We start from the raw sequence: 15,658 nt of genomic DNA, 5'->3' as shown, positions 1-15,658 counted from the left end.
AGACCCAGCCCGTTTCTGCACGCGCGGACGGGCGAGGTGTCTCGTAGGGCCTTTCCGCAGGGGGAGCGAAAGCTGCCCCTGTTTTTTTTGGGGCTTGAGGATTGCTGTGGGTGACCGCAGAAAGCGGTGACTTGGTCTGGTCCTCGGCTTTGCGACGTATTCGATGTCCGAACCAGGAAGCGTGACCGCTTCCTGGCCGGTCAAGCTATCAATACGTGCCGCGCAGGGTCAGCATGAAGTTGCGAGGCGCCCCGTACCAGTTGCCGCCGTTGGACGCGCCGACTCGTTCGTAATACACCTTGTCGAACAGGTTGTTGACGTTGACCGTCGCCGTCCATTGCGGCGCAAAGCGGTATTGGGCCATCAGGTTGACGGTGGCGTAGCCTGCCTGCTGGAACTTGTACGGCGTATACGAGCCGCTGTCGCGCGAGTAGGCCGTGCCTGTCACGTAGTTGGCGCTTTGCACCTGGGCGCTGCCGCCGATGCGCCAGCGCGACAAGTCGCCGGGCAGCGTGTAGGCCGTTGACACCTTCAGCAGATGGCGCGGCGTGATGCTGCTGTAGACGGCGTCGTTGGTCTTGTCGCGGGTGTTGTTGAAGGTGTAGCCCAGCGCCACTTCCCAGCCAGGCGAGACCTCGCCGCCAATTTCCATGTCCAGGCCGCGGCTGACCACTTTGCCTTGGGCCAGGTAGCAGCAGTTGCCGGCCCACGCGTCGTAGTCTTCCGGGTAGCGGCTGTCCAGCACGCCGGTGCCGGTGCGCTCGACGTTGAACAGGCTGAACGTGGCGTTCAGGCGGCCATCCAGCAATTCGCCCTTGACGCCCATTTCATAGCTCTTGCCTTTGATGGCGGGCAACGGGGAGCCGGGCAGAGGGCCAGCCTTCAGCAGCCCTTGCGGTTTATGGATGGTGGCGTAGCTGACATAGGCGGACCACGCGTCGTTCAGGTCATAGATGATGCCGCCGTAAGGCGTGGTGGCGGTCGGTTCGCGGTAGGACGTTTTCGAATAGGGCACCCAGCTGCCATTGATGGGTTCGGACACCGTCTGGTAGAACTTATAGGAGCTGAAGCGCGCGCCCGCGATCAGGTGCAGACGTTCGGTGGGGTTGATCCGCAACACGCCGTACATGCCTTTCTGCTCTTGGCCCCACGGGTCGTAGCGTTCGTTTTCCGGCAGACTCAGGTCGGGGTTCCACAGGTTGCGGTTAAAGACGTTGACCGGCACCTTCCATTCGTCCACGGGTTTAGAGACGGCCCACGTGCCTTCGCTGCGCTGCCAATCGGCGCCCAGCAACGCTTCGTGCGTGCCGCCTAACAGGTCGAAGCTGCCAGACAGATTCACATCCAGCAGGTTCTGCGTGTTGGTCATTGCGTACCGGCCGCCGCCCCAGGTGGCGCCCAGACCCGTTTCGCGATCCACGCCGCCGTTGGCGAAGGCGGTGAGCGATTTGCTGTCGGTTTCCTCGCGGGTGTAGTTGGCTTTGAAGCGCCAGGTGTCGCCCAGCCGTTGTTCCAACTGCGCAAAGATCTGCTTGGTGTCGGTATGGATGTAGGTCCAGGGCTGGCTCAGGTTGGTTGAGCGAGACAACCCGATGTCGCCGCCATCCGTGTACCGCGGCAGGCCGCTGCGGCTGCCTTGTTCGCGCATCCGGCTGTAGCTGCCGCCCACCGTCAGCAGCGTGCTGCGAGTCAGGTCGGCTTCCAGCACCCCGTAGATCTGCGGCGTTTCGGTCGTGCTGTGCGACATGAACGAGCCGGTGTCCCCGTAGACGGCGACGGCGCGGCCGCGCAGCCGGCCGTCGAAGCCCAAGGGGCCGGTGGCGTCGATCATGCTGCGGTAGTTGTCCCAGCTGCCGGCCGAAGCCTCCACCGTCAGCTGATATTCCCCCATCGGCTTCTTGCGCACCAGGTTGATGATGCCGCCCGGGTCGCCCATGCCACCCATCAGGCCCGAGGCGCCGCGCATGATCTCGACGCGGTCATAGAACGCCATGTCCTGGGTGGGGCCGTAGGTGTACGAGCCCAGCGCCAACGGGGCGCCACCGTCGATCTGCATGCTGGTGATCTGGAAGCCGCGTGAGTAATAGTCGGACGAATAGGAATTTACGCGGCGCACCGTGATGCCGGGCGCGCGGCTCATGGCGTCGGTGACGTTGACCAGATGCTGGTCGTCGATCAATTGCCGGGTCACGACCGACACCGACTGCGGCACTTCGCGAAACGCCAGATCGGTTTTGGACGCGGTGCTGGTGACCAGGCTGGTGTAAGACCCGGTGCCTTCGGTCGTGCCGTCGGCAGCGCGACGCGCAATGACGGTCACGGCCGCCATGGTGGTGGCGTCCAGGTCCTTGGGTTCGGGTTCGATGGTGACGGTGTTGCCACGAATGACCGCGATCAGGCCGCTGCCGGCCAGGATGCGGTCCAGTGCTTGTTGCGGCGTCAGGCGCCCCGAAACCGGCGGCGCCGTCTTGCCCGCCACCAGTTCCGGTGCGTACAGCACTTCCAACGACGCTTGGCGGCTCACTTCCACCAAGGCGTCATGCAAGGGTTGACGCGCGGTGTTGACCAGCACGGCGGCGCTCTGGCCCTGTGCTTCCTGGGCCTGCGCGTCGGGGGCTTGAGTCAGACCCAGCGCAATCAGCAAGGGCAGCGTGCGCAGGGCAAGACGCGGGCTGCGCAGTCGCAACGGCAGGGCGACGCCGTTGCGGGAAAGTCTACGGTTCACAAGAATAGTTCCAATAATGATTCTCAGCGGCAATGCCGCGCCACCCTTTGGCCAAAGGTCTCCTCGGGCCGCCGCATGCGCGGCCGCCCCTCTTAGCTAAAGAGTGCGATTGGCGCGAAAACCCTGAAGAAATCGCGAATCGATTGTGAAACTATATGTTTCACTGAAGAGGGGGCGGCCTTGTCGTCCGCCCCAAGCCGTCAGCGCGCCTTGACGACGTACCGCTTGTCGCCTTCCGCTTCGATGCGCACGGGCGCAATGCGAGGCAGCAATTCCAGGAAGCTGGCTGGCTGGTCGATGCTGATCGCGCCCGCAATGCGCACCTTGTCCCATCCGCCGTCCGCCAGCCGGATGGCATAGGGCGCATAGCGGTTCATTTCGGCCACGGCATCAACCAGCGGCGTGTTGTTGAACACGATGCGGCCCTGGTGCCAGGCGGTCAGCGTCGACGTGTCCACGGCATGCGGCGCGCCCAGGCTTGACCGTGACGCCGTCAGGCCTTGGCCGGGTGTCAACGCGGCACGTTGCCAAAATCGCATGCCCGCCGGCTTGACCTCGACCGCGCCAGACAGCACGGCGACGTCGGTGGCATCGCCGTGGCGGCGCACGTTAAAGCGCGTGCCGGTGACCCGGATCTGTGCATCGCCTGTCTTAACGATGAATGGGCGGCTGGCGTCGGCCTTGACCGAAAACGTGATCTCGCCCGCCGTCAGATCGACTTCGCGTCGGTCGGGATAGAAGCGCACGTTCGCCTGCGTATCCGTATTCAGTTCCAGGACGGAGTCGTCCGCCAGCGCAACCTGGCGGCGTTCGCCATGGGCGCTGGAAAGTGCGGACTCGTAGGTCGGTGCAGTGTTCTGCATCAGCGGCGCCATGGTCACGCCAATGGCCAGCGCCACGCCGCCCGCCAACGCGATGTTGGCCCACTGCGGCAGCCTGCGAGCCGGCGCGGCGGCGGCTTCGGGCTCGCGGGCCAGCGCACGCAGCCGGTCGGCCGGCACCGCCAATGTGTCACGCCACACCTCGTCCAGCAGCGCATATTCGCGCGCATGCGCAGGGGCTTCCCGCAACCAGCTGTCAAAGGCCTGCTGATCGGCATCGCTCATCCGGCCCGAGCGCGCGCGGGCGTACCAGAACGCCGCAGCGTCGCGCGGGTCATCGAAGGTGGGACGGGGGCCGGAGTCGGTCATGGAGGCGGGTTCAGTCGGGCGCATAGCGGTGCAGAGCGTCGCGCAGATGGCGCATGGCGCGCATGATATAGCGCTCGACGGAATTCAGCGACACGCCCAGCCGCGCGGCAACTTCTTGCTGAGAATACCCCTCCAGCCGATGCCAGATATAGGCCTGGCGGCATTTGATGGGCAGTTGCAGCAGGGCCGCTTCAACGGCCTCGGCAAGTTGCGCGGTGCGCACGGCGGCGCTGCTGTCCACATCCTGGGGATGCTCGTCTTCGCTGATTTCATGCAAGGGCAGCGTGGGCAGCCGCGCTTCGCGGCGCGCATTGCCGGCCAGGCGGTTCATGCTGGAGCGGTACAGATAGGCCTGCGGCTCCAGGATGCTGCTGCTGTCTGCCTTCAACAGGCCGATGGCTGCGTCTTGCAGCGCATCTTCGGCCTCGTGGGTATTGCCGACCTTACGCACCCAGCCGCGCACCATCTCGGCATAGCAGCCGATCCAGCCTTTGTCTTGAGGTTTGCTGCGAGGCATGGACGAATGGGGCAGAGGCAACGGGGGAAAGGCGCGTAGTGTAAATCATTCTTATTAAAGCCGGCGCGCGCAGGGGCGGCTGGATAAGAAGGCGGGCTCCAGATGCAACAAGGCCCCCAATCGGGGGCCTTGCTTCAAGCCGCCAGCCGGAGCCAGCGCTTGCCGGAATCAGCCTTCGGCCGTTTCCGCCAGCACGCGTTTGGCTTCTTCGGCCACGCGTTCGGGGGCGGTGCCGCCGATGTGCTTGCGGGCGGCAACCGAGCCTTCCAGCGTCAGCACCTGGTGGACGTCGTCGCCGATCTGGGCGTGATAGGCCTTCAGTTCGTCGGTGGACAAGTCAGCCAGGTCGCAGCCGCGTTGTTCGCAATCGCGCACGGCGTGGGCGACCACTTCGTGCGCGTCGCGGAACGGCACGCCGCGCTTGACCAGGTAGTCGGCCAGGTCGGTAGCGGTGGCGAAGCCTTGCAGGGCGGCGGCGCGCATGTTGTCGGCCTTCACCTTGATGCCGGCAGCCATGTCCGCAAAGATGGTCAGCGTGTCGCGCACGGTGTCCACGGTGTCGAACAGGCCTTCCTTGTCTTCCTGGTTGTCCTTGTTGTAGGCCAGCGGCTGGCCTTTCATCAGGGTCAGCAGGGCGACCAGGTTGCCGTTGACGCGGCCGGTCTTGCCACGGGCAAGTTCTGGCACGTCGGGGTTTTTCTTTTGCGGCATGATCGAGCTGCCGGTGCAGAAGCGGTCGGCCAGGTCGATGAAGCCCACGCGCGGGCTCATCCAGAGCACGAGCTCTTCGGACAGGCGCGACACGTGCGTCATGATCAGCGCGCCGGCGGCGCAGAATTCGATGGCGAAGTCGCGGTCAGACACGGCGTCCAGCGAGTTGCGGCACACGCCATCAAAGCCCAGCGTCTTGGCGACGCGTTCGCGGTCGATGGGGAAAGACGTGCCGGCCAGTGCCGCCGCGCCCAGGGGCAGGCGGTTCACGCGGCGGCGGCAGTCGGCCAGGCGCTCGGCGTCGCGGCCGAACATTTCGGCGTAAGCCAGCAGGTGGTGGCCGAAGGTGACCGGCTGAGCGACTTGCAGATGGGTGAAGCCCGGCATGATGGTGCCGGCGTTGTCCAGCGCGACGGCGGCCAGCGCGTGACGCAGCTGACGCAGCAGGTCTTGCAGGTTGTCGATTTCATCGCGCAGCCACAGGCGGATGTCGGTGGCGACCTGGTCGTTGCGCGAACGGCCGGTGTGCAGGCGCTTGCCCGCATCGCCTACCAGTTCCACGAGGCGCTTTTCGATGTTCAGGTGCACGTCTTCCAGATCCAGCAGCCATTGGAAGCTGCCGGCGTCGATTTCAGACAGGATCTGGGTCATGCCGCGCTGGATGTCAGCCAAGTCCTGGGCGCCGATGATGCCCTGGGCGGCCAGCATGTCTGCATGCGCGAGCGAGCCCTGGATGTCGTGGCGCGCCAGGCGCTTGTCGAAATCCACGGAAGCCGTATAGCGTTTGACGAGTTCGGAAACCGGTTCCGAGAACCGGGCGGACCAGGCCTGCGCCTTATTGGCGAACTGGTTTTGATCGGAGGAGGGAGTGTTTGCCATGATGGGCGGAATTATAGGGCCTGCCGAACCGGCGGCGCACGCAAGGGGGTAGCATGGCCCCAATATCGGCGGCTCGGAACCTCGGATGACGCCGACTTGTCGGATAATCCCCGGTTAGTTTCAAGACCTTAGAGCGAGTCAGAAGAATATGCCCCTGGAATGGGAAGAACTGGTCACCCAGCTTGATACGCACATGCCGCACGAGGCTTGGGCGCAAACGCTGGTCGGTATTGGCGCGCTGATCCTGACGGCGCTGTTCGTCCAGTGGGTGGTCGCGCGCGTCGTGCTGCTGCTGGCGCACCGGGTCCTGGTGCTGAGCGGCCGGGGCGATTGGGACAAGGCGCTGCAACGCCGCCGCGCCTATCAAAACCTTTGGTATGCCGTGCCGTTTGCGGTCGTGTCTATGGGCATCGACCTGGTCCCGCACGTGGAAAAAGCGGTGACGGTGGTGGGCCGGCTGGCGCATGCCGGCGCGTGGATCTGTGTGTTCGTGGCGTTCTCGGGCGTGCTGAGCGCCTGGCAAGACACGTATTCCGCCACGACGCGGGCGCAGACCCGGTCAATCAAGGGCTATATCCAGATCAGCAAGCTGGTGCTGATGGCAGTGTGCACCGTGCTGGTGCTGTCCATCCTGATCGACCGCTCGCCGCTATGGATGATTTCCGGCCTGGGTGCGCTGTCGGCGGTGCTGCTGCTGGTGTTCAAGGACACGCTGCTGTCGCTGGTGGCCAGCACGCAGCTGACCAGCAACGACATGCTGCGCATTGGCGACTGGATCGAAATGCCGCAGTCCAACGCCGACGGCTTCGTCAAAGACATCGCCCTGCATACGGTCAAGGTGCAGAACTGGGACAACACCGTCACCACGGTGCCCACCTACAAATTGTTCTCGGAAAGCTATCGCAACTATCGCCACATGTTTGAATCGGGCGGGCGGCGCATCAAGCGCACGCTGCGTATCGATGCATCCAGTGTGCGGTTTCTGACCGACGAAGAAGCCCAGCGGCTGATGCGGTTCCGGCTGCTGCATGACTATCTGCAAGCCAAGACCCACGATATTGCTCAGGCTAATCAGACGATGGGCGAGCTGGCCAGCGTGCCGGCCAACCGCCGCCGGCTGACCAATATCGGCACGTTCCGCGCGTATGGGCTGGCGTTTCTGAAGCAGAACCCGGAAGTGCGGCAAGACATGGCGATGATGGTGCGCATGATGGAGCCCACCGCCGACGGCATCCCGGTCGAGGTCTATTGCTTTACGGCGGTGACCGCCTGGGTGGAATACGAGCGCATCCAGGGTGATATTTTTGACCACCTGCTGGCGATTCTGCCGGAACTGGGCCTGCGTCTGTACCAACAGCCGTCCGGTGCCGACATCGGCGCCATGGGCAGCCAACTGCGTGAAAACGCCATCCAGACGGCGCTGGCCGCCGAGCGCGACCGGCAAGGGCTGGCGCTGACGGACGGGCAGGGCATGCCGCCTGAGCGCGGGCCGGCTGACGGGATGATGCCGCGCTAGGGCGTGGCGGCCCCGGGGCGCCATGAGATAATCCGCCGGTTGGAACTTACGTCTTCATTGACTCCAGGCGATCACCCCGATGTCGAACCCGTTCTTCAACCTGTATTCCCACGGCTTCGCCCGGGTGGCGGTCGGCGTACCCGAATGCCGGGTCGCCGATCCGGCCTTCAACGCCGCGCAGACCATTGAATTGGCCCAGCAGGCCGCCCAGGGCGGCGCCGTGCTGGTGGCGTTCCCCGAGCTGGGCCTGTCCGCCTACACCTGCGACGATCTCTTCCACCAGAAAGCGCTGCTGGATGAATGCGAAGCCGCGCTGGCCCAAGTGGTGGCTGCCACGGCCGAGCTGGACATCGCCGTCATCGTCGGCGCGCCGCTGCGCGTGTCGCACCAACTGTTCAATTGCGCGGTGGTCGCGGCTGGCGGCCGCATTCTGGGCGTGGTGCCCAAGAGCTACCTGCCCAATTACGGCGAGTTCTACGAAGCGCGCCAGTTCAGCGCCGCCGATTGCGCGGCCGCCACTGAAATCCGATTGCTGGACCAGACGGTGCCGTTCGGCCCCGAGCTGCTGTTCCAGATGGACAAGCTGCCGCTGTTCCAATTCCACGTTGAAATCTGCGAAGACGTCTGGGTGCCGATCCCGCCGTCCTCGTTCGCGGCCTTGGCTGGGGCGACCGTGCTGGTCAATCTGTCCGCCTCGAACATCGTCGTGGGCAAGTCGGAATACCGCCATCAACTGGTGGCGCAGCAATCGGCGCGCTGCCTGTCCGCGTATATGTATACGTCGGCGGGGCGGGGCGAATCGTCTACCGACCTGGCTTGGGACGGGCAGGCGCTGATCTACGAAAACGGCGAGCTGCTGGGCGAATCCGAACGCTTTCTGAACCATTCCCATCTGCTGTTCTCGGACGTGGACCTGGACCGCCTGTCGCGCGAGCGCATGCGGCAGACCACGTTCGGCCAGTCGGTGCGCCGCCATCAGGACGAAGTGCGCAAGTTCCGCACCGTGGCGGTGCCGGTGAGCCCGCCGCTGGATGACGCCGAGCTGCCGCTTGAGCGTCGCGTGGCGCGATTCCCCTATGTGCCGGCGGACCCGCAACGCCGCGACGCCCGCTGCAAAGAGGTCTACAGCATCCAGGTGCAGGCGCTGGTGCAGCGCTTGTCGGCCAGCAAGATGGCGAAGGTGGTCATCGGCATTTCTGGCGGGCTGGATTCCACGCACGCCTTGCTGGTGTGCGCGCAGGCCATGGATACGCTGGGCCTGCCGCGTTCGAACATCCTGGCCGTGACCATGCCGGGCTTCGCCACCAGCACCCGCACGCTGCAACAGGCGCGCCGGCTGATGGCGGTGGTGGGCTGCACGGCGTCGGAAATCGACATCCGCCCCAGCTGCCTGCAAATGCTGAAAGACCTGGGCCACCCCTATGCAGACGGCAAGCCGGTCTACGACATCACGTTCGAAAACGTCCAGGCGGGCGAGCGCACCAACCACCTGTTCCGGCTGGCGAATTTCAGCAACGCCATCGTCATCGGCACGGGCGACTTGAGCGAGCTTGCACTGGGTTGGTGCACGTATGGCGTGGGCGATCACATGTCGCACTACAGTGTGAACGCCAGCGTGCCCAAGACCTTGATCACGCATCTGGTGCGCTGGGTGGCTGAGTCTGGCCGTCTGGGCGACGAGGGCGCCGCCGTGTTGCTGGACGTGCTGGGCACGGACGTCAGCCCCGAATTGGTGCCGGGCGGCGCGGACGACAAACCCGTTCAGAAAAGCGAAGACTCAATCGGCCCCTACGAATTGCAGGACTTCAACCTGTACTACACGCTGCGCTATGGCTTTGCGCCCACCAAGGTGGCGTTCCTGTCGCTGGCCGCCTGGCGTGACCGCGAGGCGGGCGCGTGGCCGGAAGCCGGGCATGTCGTGCGCAACCAGTACGACCTGGCCGCCATCAAGCGCAACCTGAAGATATTCCTGGACAAGTTTTTCCGTACCAGCCAGTTCAAGCGCACCTGCGTGCCGAACGCGCCGAAGGTCGGCTCGGGCGGTTCGTTGTCGCCGCGCGGCGATTGGCGCGCGCCCAGCGATTCGGAATCGGTGGTGTGGATGCGCGACGCCGAACGCATTCCGGACGCCGAACCGGACGCCTGATCGGGGTTCTCCCGCAATGACGCTGGCGGCCCGCTTGCACGGCGGCCCCGGTGTTATTCTCTTATTCATCGCGCGCTGGCCGCCTTGCAAGCGGCGGCCCGGGCGCCGCAACAGATCAAACACCCAGGACGACCAACGTGAAACAAGTCACCGCCATCATCAAACCCTTCAAGCTCGACGAAGTCCGCGAGGCGCTGGCCGAAGTCGGCGTCAGCGGCTTGACCGTCACCGAGGTCAAGGGTTTCGGCCGTCAGAAAGGCCACACCGAACTCTATCGTGGCGCGGAATACGTGGTGGACTTCCTGCCCAAGATCCGTGTTGAAGTCGTGCTGCCCGATGACCAGGTCGAAGCCGCCATCGAAGCCGTGGTCAAGGCCGCGCGCACCGGCAAGATCGGCGACGGCAAGATTTTCGTGTCGCCCGTTGAGCAAGCCATTCGCATCCGCACTGGCGAAAGCGACGAAGAAGCACTGTGATCCGCGCCGCCTGTTGACCGCCAGATCAGGCCGCCTGTTGACCGCCACTTCTGACCGCCATTTCTGACCGCCATTTCTGAACGCCAGATCAGGCCGCCGTATCTGAACGCCATATCGGCCACGTCATCTTCCAAGGCGCTCGCTCCGGCAASGGGGCGAGCGCCTTCGTACTTCTAGCGGATGAGCTGATTCATTTCCAGAATCGGCATCATCACCGCCAGCACAATCAGCAACACAAAGCCGCCCATCAGCAGGATCAGCGCGGGCTCCAGCAGCGCCGTCATCGCCATGGCGCGCCGTTCCAGATCGCGCGACAGGTTCTGCGCGCCGCGATCCAGCAGCTCGGGCAAGCGGCCGGTTTTTTCGCCGCTGGCGATCAAATGCACCAGCAGCGACGGGAACACTTTCTGCGCGCCCAATGACGCCGACAGCGCCGCGCCTTCGCGCACGCGCGCCGATGCTTCGTCCACCGCCAGGCGCAGCACATCGTTGCCCAAGGTGCGGCGCGCGGCTTCCAGCGCGGTCAACAACGCCACGCCGCTGCCGCACAAGATCGCCAAGGTGGAGGCAAACCGCGCAGCGTTCACGCCCAGCACGAAGCGTCCGGCCAATGGCAGCTTCAGCACGCGCGCATGCCAGGCGCGCCTTGCGGCAGGCGCGCGCAAGGTATAGCGCCACAGCACAATGGCCGCCACCAGCGCCACGCCCGTCACCGCGCCCCATTCGCGCACATAGTCCGACAGCCCCAGCATCACGCGGGTCAGCAACGGCAGTTGCTGCTTGGCGTGGTTGAACGCCGACACCACTTGCGGCACCACATAGCCCAGCAGAAAAATCACGATGATGACCGACACGCTGGCCACCACCGCGGGGTAGATGAACGCCGTCATCACCTTGCTGCGCAAGGTGTTGCGTTCTTCGATGTAGTCGGCCAGCTTCTCCATCACTTGCGCCAGGTCGCCGGACTCTTCGCCCGCGCCGATCAGCGCGCGATAGATCTCGGGAAAGTCACGCGGCCGGGCGGCCAGCGCGGTGGACAGGCGATGGCCCGCGCGCACGTCGTCGCGCACGCTGCCCAGTGTTGCGGCGATATGTTTTTTTTCGGCTTGCTCAAGCGTGGCCGACAGCGCGGCATCCAAGGGCAAGCGCGCGGCCAGCAGGCTGGCCAGCTGACGCGTCAGCCACGCAAGATCCGCGTCCGACAAGCGGGTGCGCAGGCTGGCGCCAAGGCCTTCCGCGCGCGCCGCCAATGCCGTAGACAAGGGCAACAAGCCACGGCCGCGCAACTGGTTGCGGGCGCCGCGTTCGGTGTCGGCATCAATCGTGCCGCGCACGATTTTTCCTAACGCGTCAGTGGCTTCGTATCGAAAGGAAGGCATGGTGAAAGCAAGGGGCTGCGCGGACGCAAAACGCATCAGAAAAATGCAAATGCAAAACGCGCAAAAGCCCCGAATTTAATGGGTTTCAAGCCGATATGTTGCATGTCAAATATGACCGTAGTGTTGCACTGTCACCCCGTATACTCCGACGCGCTTTCACGTTTTTTCACACGATTTCACGTCTCCAGGCACCTACCTCGTCATGCGTCACATCGCGCAATTCAGCCTTGCAGTCTTGCTTGCGGCAAGCCAAATCGGACCGGCAATCAGCACGGCCCATGCTCAACAGGCGGACAACCGCGTCAGCCTGAATTTCGTCGACACCGACATCCCCGCCGTGCTGCGCGCGTTGTCGCTGTTCACGCAGCGCAACTTCCTGGTGGACCCGCGCGTCAAGGGCAAGCTCACGCTGGTGTCGGACCGGCCCGTGGACAGCGGGCAGGCCTTGTCGATGCTGACGGGCGCGCTGCGCTTGCAGGGCTTCGCCATCGTTGATGTGGATGGCGTGACGCGCGTGGTGCCCGAAGCCGACGCCAAGCTGCAAGGCAGCGCGGTGGTGGGCAACACGCGGCCAGCGACGAGCGTGGGCGGTGCGCCCGCAGGAGGCGCTGCGCGTGGGCCGGTGCCGGTTTCGGCATTCGCCAAAGGCGGCGGCAACAGCGGCGAAATGCTGACGCGCGTGTTCCCCTTGAAGTACGAGAACGCGGCGAACCTGGTGCCCGTGCTGCGCCCGATGGTGCCGCCGAACAACCCCATCAACGCGTATCCCGGCAACAACACGCTGGTAGTGACGGACTACGCCGATAACCTGGAACGCATCGCGCAGGTCATCGCGCGCATCGACGTGCCCAGTTCGATCGACACGGACGTGGTGCCGGTGCAATCCGGCATCGCCACCGACATTGCGATTCTGGCGTCGCAGTTGCTGGACACGCAAAGCAGCGACCCCACGCAACGTATTKCGGTCGTGGCCGACCCGCGCAGCAACAGCGTGCTGGTGCGTTCGGGCAGCCCGGCGCGCACGCGTTTGGCGCGCGACCTGATCCTGAAGCTGGACGCGCAGCAGAACCGCGCGGGCAACCTGCACGTGGTGTACATGCGCAACGCGCAGGCCACGCGCATCGCTGAAGTGCTGGGCGGCTTGCTGACGGGGCAGGCGAACTCGGCGCCGGGCGCGGCGGGCGGGGCAAGCGGCGGCACGGGTGGCGCCCAAGGCGGCGCGCGCACGCAGAACACGTCGGCCAGCGGCATGCAGTCGGGGCAGGGCATGTCCGGCATGTCCGGCAGTACGGGTTCGTCCAAGGGCGGCTTGTCGGGCGAGCAAGAGCGCATTGCGCGTGAAGACAACAGCACGCAGGCCGTGTCGTATTCGGCGGGCGGGGCCACCATTCAGGCCGACCCGTCCACCAATTCGCTGATCATCTCGGCGCCGGAACCGCTGTACCGCAGCTTGCGTGAAGTGATCGACCAGCTGGACCAGCGCCGCGCGCAGGTGCTGGTGGAAAGCCTGATCGTGGAAGTCAGCGAAGAAAAGGCCGCGGAATTCGGCATCCAGTGGATGACCGGCGCGGGCAACATCAACAGCAACGGCACCAGCTTCATCGGCGGCACCAACCTGGGCGGCAGCGGCATCACGGGCAACGGCCCGACGTCGATCGACGCCCTCGGCGGCGGCTTGAGCCTGGGCGTGGTCAAGGGCACGGTTGATGTGCTGGGCAATAAGGTGATCAACCTGGGCGTGCTGGCGCGCGCCATGCAGAACACGGGCGAAGCCAACATCCTGTCGACGCCGAACCTGCTGACGCTGGATAACCAGTCGGCCAGCATCCTGGTGGGCAAGACGGTGCCGTTCGTGACGGGCCAGTACGTGACGTCGGGCAGCAATGGCAGTTCGAATCCGTTCCAGACGATCGAACGCGAAGACGTGGGCCTTAAGCTGAACATTCGTCCGCAGATTTCGGAAGGCGGTGCGGTGAAGCTGGACATCTACCAGGAAGTCAGCAGCATCGATGAAAGCCGTTCCAATTCCACCTCTGGCATCGTGACCAACAAGCGCGCCATCGACACCAGCGTGTTGATTGATGACGGCCAGATCATCGTGCTGGGCGGTCTGTTGGAAGAAAACGTGACGCTGACGTCCAACAGTGTGCCGGGCTTGGGTTCGCTGCCGGTGATTGGTTCGCTGTTCCGCTACGACACGCGCAAGCGCACGAAGACCAACCTGATGGTGTTCCTGCGCCCCTACGTGGTGCGCGACGCGAACCGCAGCGCCAGCGTCACGATGGACCGCTACGACTACATGCGCCGCGCGCAAGCCGCGGTGCAGCCGGGCGAACACTGGGCGCTGCCCGACATGCAGGCGCCGATGCTGCCCACGCCGGGTTCCGCGCCGACGATATCGAACAACGCCTATGACCTGCGCCCCGAGCAGCAGGCGGCCACGCTGCGCCGTCCGCCGCCCGCCACCGTGGAATCGTTTGCGGTGCGGCAGTATCCGGGCATGACGCCGCAGCGTTCCGCGTCGGCGCCCATCCGCGTGTCGCAATCGCTTATGCATAGCGTGGCCGTGGACCCCGAGTCGCTGCTATGAGCGCGCATCCCTTGCCCTATGCCTGGGCCCGCGCCCAGCGCGCCGTGCTGTCGCTGCGCGCGGGGCAGGCGCAGTTGACGGTCAGCCCGCGCACGCCGGAATGGGCGGTGCGCGAGATTCGCCGCTGCCATGGCGACATCGCGCTGGCGCAGGTGGATGACGAGGCGCTGGAAACCTTGCTGACCGCCGCGTACAGCCATTCCGAAGACGCCGCATCGGTGATGGGCGTGGCGGAAAACGAGATCGACCTGGATCGCTTGTTGCAGGACATGCCCGAAGTGGCCGACTTGCTGGAAGCGCAGGACGATGCGCCCGTCATTCGCATGATCAACGCGCTGTTCGCCCAGGCCGCGCGCGATGGCGCAAGCGATATCCACATCGAGCCGTTTGAGACGCACTCGGTGGTGCGTTACCGCGTGGATGGCACCTTGCGCGATGTGGTGTCGCCGCGCAAGGCGCTGCACGCCGCGCTGATTTCGCGCATCAAGATCATGGCGCATCTGGACATCGCCGAAAAGCGTTTACCGCAGGACGGGCGCATTGCGCTGCGCGTGGGCGGCCGGCCAATTGATGTGCGCGTGTCGACGTTACCCACCGGCCACGGCGAACGCGCGGTGCTGCGTTTGCTGGATAAAGAAGCGGGGCGCTTGCAGCTGGAACGCCTGGGCATGTGCCCCACGGTGCTGACGCAGCTGGACCGCCTGATCCGCCAGCCGCACGGCATCGTGCTGGTCACGGGGCCGACCGGCAGCGGCAAGACCACCACGCTGTATGCGGCGTTAAGCCGTCTGGATTCGGCGACGAGCAACATCCTGACGGTGGAAGACCCCATCGAGTACGACTTGTCGGGCATCAGCCAGACGCAGGTCAACGCCAAGATCGACATGAGCTTTGCGCTGGCCCTGCGCGCCATTTTGCGGCAAGACCCGGACGTGATCATGATCGGCGAAATCCGCGATCTTGAAACCGCACAGATTGCAGTGCAGGCGTCGTTGACGGGCCACTTGGTGCTGGCCACGCTGCACACCAACGACGCCGTGTCCGCCGTGACGCGCTTGACGGACATGGGCGTTGAACCCTTCCTGTTGGCCTCGTCCTTGCTGGGCGTGCTGGCGCAGCGGCTGGTGCGCAAGCTGTGTCCGGAATGCAAGAAGCCATCGATGCAGGACGGCATGCGTGTGTTTCATCCGGTGGGCTGCCCCACGTGCAACCACACGGGTTACAGCGGGCGTTCGGGCATCCATGAGCTGTTCACGGTGGATGATGAGGCCCGCAGGCTGATCCACGAAGGACGCGACGAACGCGAACTGCGCCTTGCCGCCACGGCAGCCGGCATGCGCACCATGCGGCAGGACGGCCAGCGCTGGGTGGAAGGCGGGCAGACCTCGCCCGAGGAAATCGTGCGCGTCACGCGCGACGCGTAGCGCTGGGTCGGGCGGCCGCTGTCGTGCCATCGGCAAGGGCAGCGGCAGGGACAGCGGCAAGGGCAGCAGCAGGGACAGCGGCAGGGGCAGCGGCAGGGGCGGCGG

At 65.0% G+C, this 15,658-nt stretch carries 10 protein-coding genes; 5 read left to right on the top strand and 5 right to left on the bottom strand.

What is annotated here, in order from left to right; all coding sequences use genetic code 11:
• Positions 1-208: 208 nt before the first annotated feature.
• From AC1DB0_RS11945 to argH, 4 genes are all read right to left on the bottom strand, one after another.
• Entirely contained in the window at positions 209-2,725 is a 2,517-nt protein-coding gene (locus AC1DB0_RS11945) for a TonB-dependent siderophore receptor (RefSeq protein ID WP_245636411.1), read from the bottom strand.
• Positions 2,726-2,925: 200 nt separating this feature from the next.
• On the bottom strand, positions 2,926-3,915 hold the full coding sequence (locus AC1DB0_RS11940; protein WP_054426119.1) for a FecR family protein: 990 nt from the start codon (positions 3,913-3,915) through the stop codon (positions 2,926-2,928).
• Between the two features lie 10 nt (positions 3,916-3,925).
• Positions 3,926-4,432: an RNA polymerase sigma factor gene (locus tag AC1DB0_RS11935; RefSeq protein ID WP_156336826.1), complete on the bottom strand. Its 507-nt coding sequence runs from the start codon at positions 4,430-4,432 to the stop codon at positions 3,926-3,928.
• Between the two features lie 168 nt (positions 4,433-4,600).
• Positions 4,601-6,022 carry an argininosuccinate lyase gene (gene argH, locus AC1DB0_RS11930; RefSeq protein ID WP_169272684.1) on the bottom strand — a complete coding sequence of 474 codons (1,422 nt, stop codon included), beginning with the start codon at positions 6,020-6,022 and terminating at the stop codon, positions 4,601-4,603.
• 148 nt (positions 6,023-6,170) lie between these two features.
• Here argH and AC1DB0_RS11925 point away from each other — a divergent pair, with 148 nt between their 5' ends.
• From AC1DB0_RS11925 to AC1DB0_RS11915, 3 genes are all read left to right on the top strand, one after another.
• The gene (locus tag AC1DB0_RS11925; protein WP_342067418.1) at positions 6,171-7,538 is read left to right on the top strand and encodes a mechanosensitive ion channel domain-containing protein; all 1,368 of its coding nucleotides are present in this window, start codon (positions 6,171-6,173) and stop codon (positions 7,536-7,538) included.
• Positions 7,539-7,617: 79 nt separating this feature from the next.
• Positions 7,618-9,684: an NAD(+) synthase gene (locus AC1DB0_RS11920; protein ID WP_476756932.1), complete on the top strand. Its 2,067-nt coding sequence runs from the start codon at positions 7,618-7,620 to the stop codon at positions 9,682-9,684.
• A gap of 137 nt (positions 9,685-9,821) precedes the next feature.
• The gene (locus AC1DB0_RS11915) at positions 9,822-10,160 is read left to right on the top strand and encodes a P-II family nitrogen regulator (protein ID WP_006218942.1); all 339 of its coding nucleotides are present in this window, start codon (positions 9,822-9,824) and stop codon (positions 10,158-10,160) included.
• A 173-nt stretch (positions 10,161-10,333) separates the two neighbouring features.
• Here AC1DB0_RS11915 and gspF read toward each other — a convergent pair whose 3' ends face one another.
• Positions 10,334-11,539, bottom strand: a complete 1,206-nt coding sequence (gene gspF, locus AC1DB0_RS11910) for a type II secretion system inner membrane protein GspF (RefSeq protein WP_054426370.1) — start codon at positions 11,537-11,539, stop codon at positions 10,334-10,336.
• Positions 11,540-11,741: 202 nt separating this feature from the next.
• Between gspF and gspD the strand changes: the two genes are divergently transcribed.
• Positions 11,742-14,129, top strand: coding sequence for a type II secretion system secretin GspD (gene gspD / locus AC1DB0_RS11905; RefSeq protein WP_476758667.1), 2,388 nt, complete (start codon positions 11,742-11,744; stop codon positions 14,127-14,129).
• The gene (gene gspE / locus AC1DB0_RS11900; protein ID WP_054426109.1) at positions 14,126-15,553 is read left to right on the top strand and encodes a type II secretion system ATPase GspE; all 1,428 of its coding nucleotides are present in this window, start codon (positions 14,126-14,128) and stop codon (positions 15,551-15,553) included. Before gspD ends, gspE begins: the two co-directional genes overlap by 4 nt.
• Positions 15,554-15,658 lie beyond the last annotated feature (105 nt).

Source organism: Achromobacter sp. 10T422 (assembly GCF_056394065.1).
The sequence above is the reverse complement of the archived record's forward strand: the minus strand, read 5'-3'. Positions and strand labels throughout refer to the sequence as shown.

Coding starts and splice junctions, on each gene's coding strand:
- AC1DB0_RS11925 (WP_342067418.1), top strand. CDS start 6,171: ATGCCCCTGGAATGGGAAGAACTGGTCACCCAGCTTGATACGCACATG.
- AC1DB0_RS11920 (WP_476756932.1), top strand. CDS start 7,618: ATGTCGAACCCGTTCTTCAACCTGTATTCCCACGGCTTCGCCCGGGTG.
- argH (WP_169272684.1), bottom strand. CDS start 6,022: ATGGCAAACACTCCCTCCTCCGATCAAAACCAGTTCGCCAATAAGGCG.
- AC1DB0_RS11940 (WP_054426119.1), bottom strand. CDS start 3,915: ATGACCGACTCCGGCCCCCGTCCCACCTTCGATGACCCGCGCGACGCT.
- gspF (WP_054426370.1), bottom strand. CDS start 11,539: ATGCCTTCCTTTCGATACGAAGCCACTGACGCGTTAGGAAAAATCGTG.
- AC1DB0_RS11935 (WP_156336826.1), bottom strand. CDS start 4,432: ATGCCTCGCAGCAAACCTCAAGACAAAGGCTGGATCGGCTGCTATGCC.
- gspE (WP_054426109.1), top strand. CDS start 14,126: ATGAGCGCGCATCCCTTGCCCTATGCCTGGGCCCGCGCCCAGCGCGCC.